Source organism: Myxococcus vastator (assembly GCF_010894475.1).
Classification (GTDB): domain Bacteria; phylum Myxococcota; class Myxococcia; order Myxococcales; family Myxococcaceae; genus Myxococcus; species Myxococcus vastator.
On record NZ_JAAIYB010000465.1, the window covers coordinates 1 to 6,346 of the forward strand.

Below are 6,346 nucleotides of genomic sequence, written 5' to 3' on the forward strand. Positions count from 1 at the left end.
GCGTCGCGACGTGCAGCACCTGCCGCACGTCGTCCTCCGGAAAGAGCCGGGGCCGCTCCTCCCCAGCCCCCTGCCGCTCCTCCTCCGGCAGGCACACGGGCGCCAGCGAGCACTTCGCGCACTTGCGCTCCTCCTGTGTCACGGGCGGACGCTCCCGCGACGCACGCAGCAGCCGGGCCCGCGCCACCGCCGCCGCCACGTCGCGCCGCAGCGCCTCATCCAGCGGGAAGCGCACCGTCGTGTCCGTCTGGTGGTAGCGGACCCGGCACTCCAAGGGCGCTCCCGGGAAGCGCTCCTCCACCAGGAGGGCGTAGGCCCCCGCTTGGAGACGGTCGCTCGGCCAGGCCTCCGGCGCCTCCCGGCCCGGCGCGTGGCGTCCGCGCTTGTGCTCGTAGACGACCAGCGTCCCCTCCCGCGTCCTCACCGCGTCCACCCGGCCGTGCAGGCCCAGTGCCTCGCTCGCCAGCTCCAGTTCGACGCGCTCACCCTCCTCCTGCAACTGGACGTGCAGCCGCCGCCCCGCGAAGACGGCGGCGTCCGCCACGCGCAGCTCCTCCACCTCCTCCAGGTAGAAGAGCCGCTCGCAGTACGCCAGCGCGTGCAGCGCGTGCGTGCGGATGGATGGCTCGCCGACGACAGCCTTCTGACTCGTGGATGGTACGTTCATGCGATGGGGCCCCCCGCCCCCTGACGACACGACTGTGAGACCTTATCGACCGCGCGCCGCTCAGGACGGAGGCGCCCGGGGCGTCCACGTCCAGGCCCCCTCGGGTGGCTCCCGGGTAGCCACCTCCAGCGGCGCCATCAGCGCGCGCGTGGTCCGGCTGGCATCCTCTCGGTTGATGCCCACCGTCATCCGGTATGCGCCACGCCGAGGCTCGGCGCCGGGCTCCAGCCGTGCGTACCAGCGCGCCTCGGGTGGCGCCTCCAACAGGTCCAGCCTGTCGAAGAGGAGGTTGTTGTCGCCCGCGAAGGGCAGCCCATACCGGGCGGGCCCCTCTCCTCGCAACCCGGCGCTGACGCGGCCCAGGAGCGCATCGTCGTCACACTCCACGCCCACGACGGCCCGCAGGCCCACCAGCAGCTCCCTGCGCACGGGGACAATCCAATACTTCGCCCCGTGCGTCCGCGCCTTGAGCTCCTGGCCGGAGCTCCCCACCGGATAGGTATGGAGTTGCTGGTAGAGGCTGGACACCTCGGGCGGCGAGCCCACCAGCCCCACGGCGATGCGGAGACAAGGGCAGTCGTCGCGCATCCGGGTGGTGGCCTCCGGCCCCGGCGCGCGCGTCTCCACCCCCGCCAGGTTGAGCACCAGCCCATAGGCCGCGGACGGGGTCATGAAAGGCGCGGTGGCGCGGAACACGCCCGCCTGGAGCGGCCGGAACGCCGCGAAGGGCGCCTGGGCGAGCAACCAGAGGCGTCCCATCTATGCCTCCGAGAACGCGGCCGTGGCGAGCTTCTCCAGCAGCGCCTGCGGGTTGTCGTGCAGGTGAGCCCCCCTCACCTCCAGCGCCTGCCGCTGCTCGGGATTCATCTCCCGCACCAACGCGCCCCCCAGCCAGAACTCGCGCGCGTCCAGGTCCGGCCGCTCTCCCACCAGGCGCGACAGCTCCGGGAACTTTCCCTCCCCGTCGAAGCCATAGCTGTCGTACCCCGCCACCAGCGAGGGCGTCAGGCGCGCCACCACGCTGCGCGGCGCCATTTCAAAGAGGCTCCGGGCGTGGCCTCCCGCCACACCGGACAGCTCGCCCAGTGCCTTCACGAGCTGCGTGGCCCACCGCTTCCCCTCCGGCACCGCCACGCAGTCCGCCACGGCGAGCGCGAAGGGATACTGATAGGCCGTGTACGCCACCTCGCGATGCAAGAGCGCCGAGCTGGCGGAGTTCTTCCAGGGGCTCTCCCCGGCGTTGAGCGGCGACTGGTGGAAGGTCGCGTCGAAGCGGTAGGGGTTCAACGACACCGCCATGTTCATCCGCAGGACGCTGTCGCGCTTGGAGGGGTGGTCCTTGTCGGGCTTCTTCGCCTTCGAGTCGGCGACCATGTAGCCGAAGAGGAAGTCGTCGGCGTACTTCTCCGCGTGAGGGAACTCCTTGAACTCCACGGCGAGCTGGTCCTCGTCGTGGAGCCGGCGGCGGTTCATGGGCAGGCCATACTTCGTCAGGATTTCCCGCAGCGCGTTGCGCATGGACTCGGGGCTGATGACGGTGTGCTCCGCCCCGCCCCGCGAAATCTTCTGGAGGACGGTGCGGTTCTCCTCGCTCTCCCCCCGGTAGTTGGAGCTGGGCGCGGCGTAGGTGAGGACGGTGGCGAACAGGTTCTTGTGGGGCATGTCAGGCTCCTGGGAATGAGACAGGCTCAGGCGGTGGCGGAGAGCGCCAGCAGGGTCAACGTCCGGACGTCATCGGTGCGCTCGTGCAGCGCACGGGAGAGCCTCACGAACTGCTCGGCCTTGAGGTGGTGGGGCACCGAGCACAGCGTCCCGGCGAAGTAGCCGATGAAGTCCGCCCCGGTCCTGCTGCGCACGGCGAGGAAGGCGTCCCGCGCGATGCGCTCCTTCTCCTTCTCGTACTCCGCCTTCTTCTTCGGGTCGTCCTTCACGCCCTCCCACTCCAAGCCGTGCTTGAGCTTCACCTTGCGGCGCACGTAGGTGCCCGCGACCTGCAACACGAGCTGCTCAAGGCCCGTGCTCGCATCAGTGGCTTCATTGGGTTCCATGTCCTTGCTCCTCTCGAATGACACCCGGGCGTCATGGCGAAAGCCCTTGGCGCCGAAGGTGGCCGTGTACGGCAGGGTGGAGGCGATGCGGTCGAACCCCGCGTACCAGGGGCGTCTCCCCACCAGGTTCTGAAGCCGGGTGCGACGGTAGAGCGGGTCCCACAGCGCTGGGTGCTGGAGCGCCTGGTACTCATCCACCATGGACACCGTCGGCTCGAAGCGCGAGGCGCTGTAGGTGCGGACGTTGTTGCCTTCCTTGTCGAGGTGGACCAGCTCGTACCCCAACACCAGCGCGCCATCTGCCTGCGCGCCCTCCGTCCGGGAGAGCCGCTCGCGCAGCAGCCGCCCCGTCACAAGCGCGGACTCCTCCACCAGGTCCACCAGCGCCGCCCGGGGCCGGAAGCCCCCCACCTCCGCGCTCCGCTCGCGCAGCGCGTGAGGCAGCTCCTCACAGAAGGACTGGAGCCGGCCCACGTCCGGGATGACCAGCGCGAACCCCGCGTGCTCCGCCTGGAGGGCCTTGTCCTTCAGCTTCAATGCTCGCGGCACATAGACCTGGGTGACATAGGGCCAGAAGTGAAGGAGGAACCAGTCGCGCGGCGAATCCTCGAAGGAGACGCCATCCGCGTTGCGGTCCATGGCCCCCAGGAAGTCCGTGCTGGAGAGCTGCACCGTGAGCGGCTTCTTCGACGTGAGCCGCTTCCAGGCCTTCTCCGCGTCTCCGGAGTCCGTCCCCTGCGCCCGGGCGATGAAGGGGTTGCGCGTCGCGGGAACGCCGCGCAGCGTCTTCCAGAGCATGTCCCGCCACAGCTTCACCCACAGGCCCGCGTCGTTCGCGCCCGGGGCGAGGTCGAGCAGGAGCCCCGCGCGGGGGACAGGCACCTTGTAGATGAAGGACTTCTTGCGCTTCACCTTGCCCTTCACATCCGTCTGTTCGACCTCCTCCTCGCGAAGCGGCGGCTCGTCCTTGCGGGGCTGTGACTCCCGCTGCTCCTCCATGCTCGCGGCGAACAACTCATTGAAGAGGCGCCGCAGCCCCTCCAGGTCCAGCGCCACGCTCGCGCCCGCCTCATCCAGCCGGAGGAGCCGCGCGGTCCCCTTCTCCTTTCCAGGGAGCCGCTCCAGCCACTTCAGCATGAGGACCAGGCCCGCGAGCCCCGCCCGGTGCTGCGCGGTGGGCAGCGCATGGAGCTCGTAGTCCAACGTCATCGTCAGCTCGGAGGGTGCTTCGGCGACGGGCGCCTTCGCGCGAGCCCGCCCCGGTTTCTTCCCCGCCCCGCTCGTCGTCATGAAGCAACCTCCTCCGTCTGGAAGCCCAGCCATGTGTCGTATGAGGCGCCGCGCGCGATCCCGAGATGGGCGGGGAGCCACGAGGGGCGCACCGCCTCCTTCGCGACGCACCGCTTGGGGACGGAGACGATGAGCCCATCCCAAGCGCGGTGCGCCTCTCGGAGCGCCCACGCCTTCTCCACGTCCTCGTCAAGGAGACACGGCCGCGTGAAGTCCTCGCCGTCGCGGAAGGAGCCGGGCGTCGCGAAGTACCCTGCCTCAAGGAAGCGCGTGGTGCCCACCGGGTCCGGCTCTCCACATGCGTGCGCCTCCAGGGCCTCCGCGAGCCGCCGCTGACACACCGCGCCCGGCCCCAGCGCGCGCAGCATCTCCACGCTCGACGTCAGCTCCGCCAACGTGTAGGGCGCGGCCCCCGCGGGCGCGTAGGTGACGAGCCGGGCCTGGAAGTCCACCCCGCGCGCGAGGTGGCGGTTGGCGCGTCCGAAGCGCTGCACCAGCGAGGTCGGCGGCGCCAGCTCGGTGATGAGCACGTCCGCGTCGAGGTCCAGGCTCATCTCACACACCTGGGTGGTGACGGCGATGGCCGCGCGGGTCTTCTGCTTGAAGTCCGCGACCGTCAGCGCGTGCGCCTCCTGCCGGTCCTCGAGCTTGAACCTGCTGTGATAGCAGCGCACGTCGCCCCCCAGCGTCGCGCGCAGCCGCGACGCCAGCGACTGGCAGCGCGCCACCTGATTCACCACCCAGAGCACCCGCTGCCCCGCGCCATAGGCCGCGCGGGCGACCTCCAGCGCCTGGGCCTCTCCATCCACTGGCTCCAGCCGGTAGCGAGGATGAGCCTCCTGCCACTCAAGGTCTTCGAGCTTCGCCCGCTCGCTGGAGGAGGGATAGACCCGCAGCCCGCTCCGCTCCAGCGCCTGCCGGCGCGAGGCCGGCAACGTGGCGGTCATGCACAGCACGGGCAGGTCGAAGGACTTCAGGAAGCCCACCAGCGTCTCGAACATGCGCGCGTCGAAGCTGTGGACCTCGTCGATGACGAGCGCGCTGTCCGCCAGCACCGGCAGGAGGCAGGTGCTGGCGTAGCCGTGCTCCATGAAGGCGAGGAACTGGTCCGCGGTGGCGCTGATATAACGCTTGTGCCAGTGCCCCAGCGAATAGAGCCGGGCATCCGCCTCGCTCATGTACTGCTTCCCCACGGTGCTCTCCGCCGGGTTGCTTCGCATCCCTTCGAGTTCATAGCGGGCGGTGCCATGCAGCAGCGCCGCCTCATCCGCGGGCGCCCAGCCCGCGTAGTCCCGAAAGCCCTCCGTGGCGGTGCCGCGCGTGGGGTAGAGGAAGATGACCCGGCCGATGCGCCTGGCGCGTGCCTGGGCCTGGGCCCACATCCACGCGGCCAGCGTCTTGCCCGTCCCACACGCGGCGAGCAGCAACGCGCGCGGCCCCAACTCCGCAGCGCCGAGCTGAAACGCCCGTGGGGTGAAGCCGCCCTCCCGGGCCCGGACGAAGCCGATGCGGCGCTCGATGACGGCGTGGGCGATGTCCTCGGGGGTCAACGCCGGCATGCTGGAGAGCTCGCCGAGCCACGCCTGGATGGAGTGCCCCTCGCGCACCAGCCCCGACGCGGCGGCATCCGCGGCGATGAGCCCTGCCTTCACCGCGCGCGACAAGGCGGCGCGGGAGGCGTCACCGCCCCGCCCTGGCCGGAACGCGCGGGCGGCTCGATGCCCCTGTAGATAGGCCTGCTCCCATGGCGCGCCCGGGCGCCAGGGCTCACGCGGCAGCGCGGGGGGAGGCCCCAGCTCCGCCACCTCTGCGATGCGGAGCAGAACGGCATGGACCTCCGGGTGGTCCAGATGCAGCGCGAGCCGCGCCGCGCCCCGGTGCTGACACCAGCGCCACTCCCCGGCGTGCCCCGAGGCCTTGAAGTGATGCGTGAGCACCGCCGCCGCGATGACGTCGAGGTCCACTTCAGCGTTGGCTTCGAGCCAGCGTCGGACCTGGGGGAGGTGGAGAATCAACGCCGACAGGTGCTCATGCCGAAGCGTCTGGAGCACGGGCGCGTTCGACGTCACGGCCCGGAGGAAGTCCGCGTTGGCCTTCCCTACGTCGTGGAAGAGACACGCGAGGCGCAGGTTCAGGAGGAAGCGGTCGGTGGCCGCCTCCTCCACCTTGAAGAAGCGCCGGAAGCTGACGGCCCACCGTCCATCGCCCGCGAACAGCGAGGCAGCGGCCTGCTCCGTGTCCAGCAGGTGGGACTCCAGCGTGACGGGTGGCGCGCCCTGGCGAACGCCCTTGGCCAGCAGGTGCGTGGCCGTCATCACATGGTGCTCCCCACCGCCTCGCC

The 6,346-nt window shown here is 70.6% G+C and carries 5 protein-coding genes; all 5 read right to left on the reverse strand.

Annotation, left to right across the window (positions count from 1 at the left end; all coding sequences use genetic code 11):
• The coding region (gene cas4 / locus G4D87_RS31435; protein ID WP_163786383.1) for a CRISPR-associated protein Cas4 at positions 1-667 on the reverse strand (667 nt) is incomplete at its 3' end.
• A 60-nt stretch (positions 668-727) separates the two neighbouring features.
• Positions 728-1,426, reverse strand: coding sequence for a type I-MYXAN CRISPR-associated protein Cas5/Cmx5/DevS (cas5, locus tag G4D87_RS31440; RefSeq protein WP_163786384.1), 699 nt, complete (start codon positions 1,424-1,426; stop codon positions 728-730).
• A complete protein-coding gene (cas7i, locus tag G4D87_RS31445; protein ID WP_163786385.1) occupies positions 1,427-2,329 on the reverse strand; it encodes a type I-B CRISPR-associated protein Cas7/Cst2/DevR in 903 nt (300 codons plus the stop codon).
• 26 nt (positions 2,330-2,355) lie between these two features.
• Positions 2,356-4,005: a type I-MYXAN CRISPR-associated protein Cmx8 gene (gene cmx8 / locus G4D87_RS31450; protein WP_163786386.1), complete on the reverse strand. Its 1,650-nt coding sequence runs from the start codon at positions 4,003-4,005 to the stop codon at positions 2,356-2,358.
• A partial coding sequence (gene cas3, locus G4D87_RS31455; protein WP_240358759.1) for a CRISPR-associated helicase Cas3' occupies positions 4,002-6,346 on the reverse strand: 2,345 nt, incomplete at its 5' end. The genes cas3 and cmx8, both read right to left, overlap by 4 nt.

Bases quoted from the DNA above. Each gene is read 5' to 3' on its own strand.
- cas5 (WP_163786384.1), bottom strand. From the start codon at position 1,426: ATGGGACGCCTCTGGTTGCTCGCCCAGGCGCCCTTCGCGGCGTTCCGG.
- cas7i (WP_163786385.1), bottom strand. From the start codon at position 2,329: ATGCCCCACAAGAACCTGTTCGCCACCGTCCTCACCTACGCCGCGCCC.
- cmx8 (WP_163786386.1), bottom strand. From the start codon at position 4,005: ATGACGACGAGCGGGGCGGGGAAGAAACCGGGGCGGGCTCGCGCGAAG.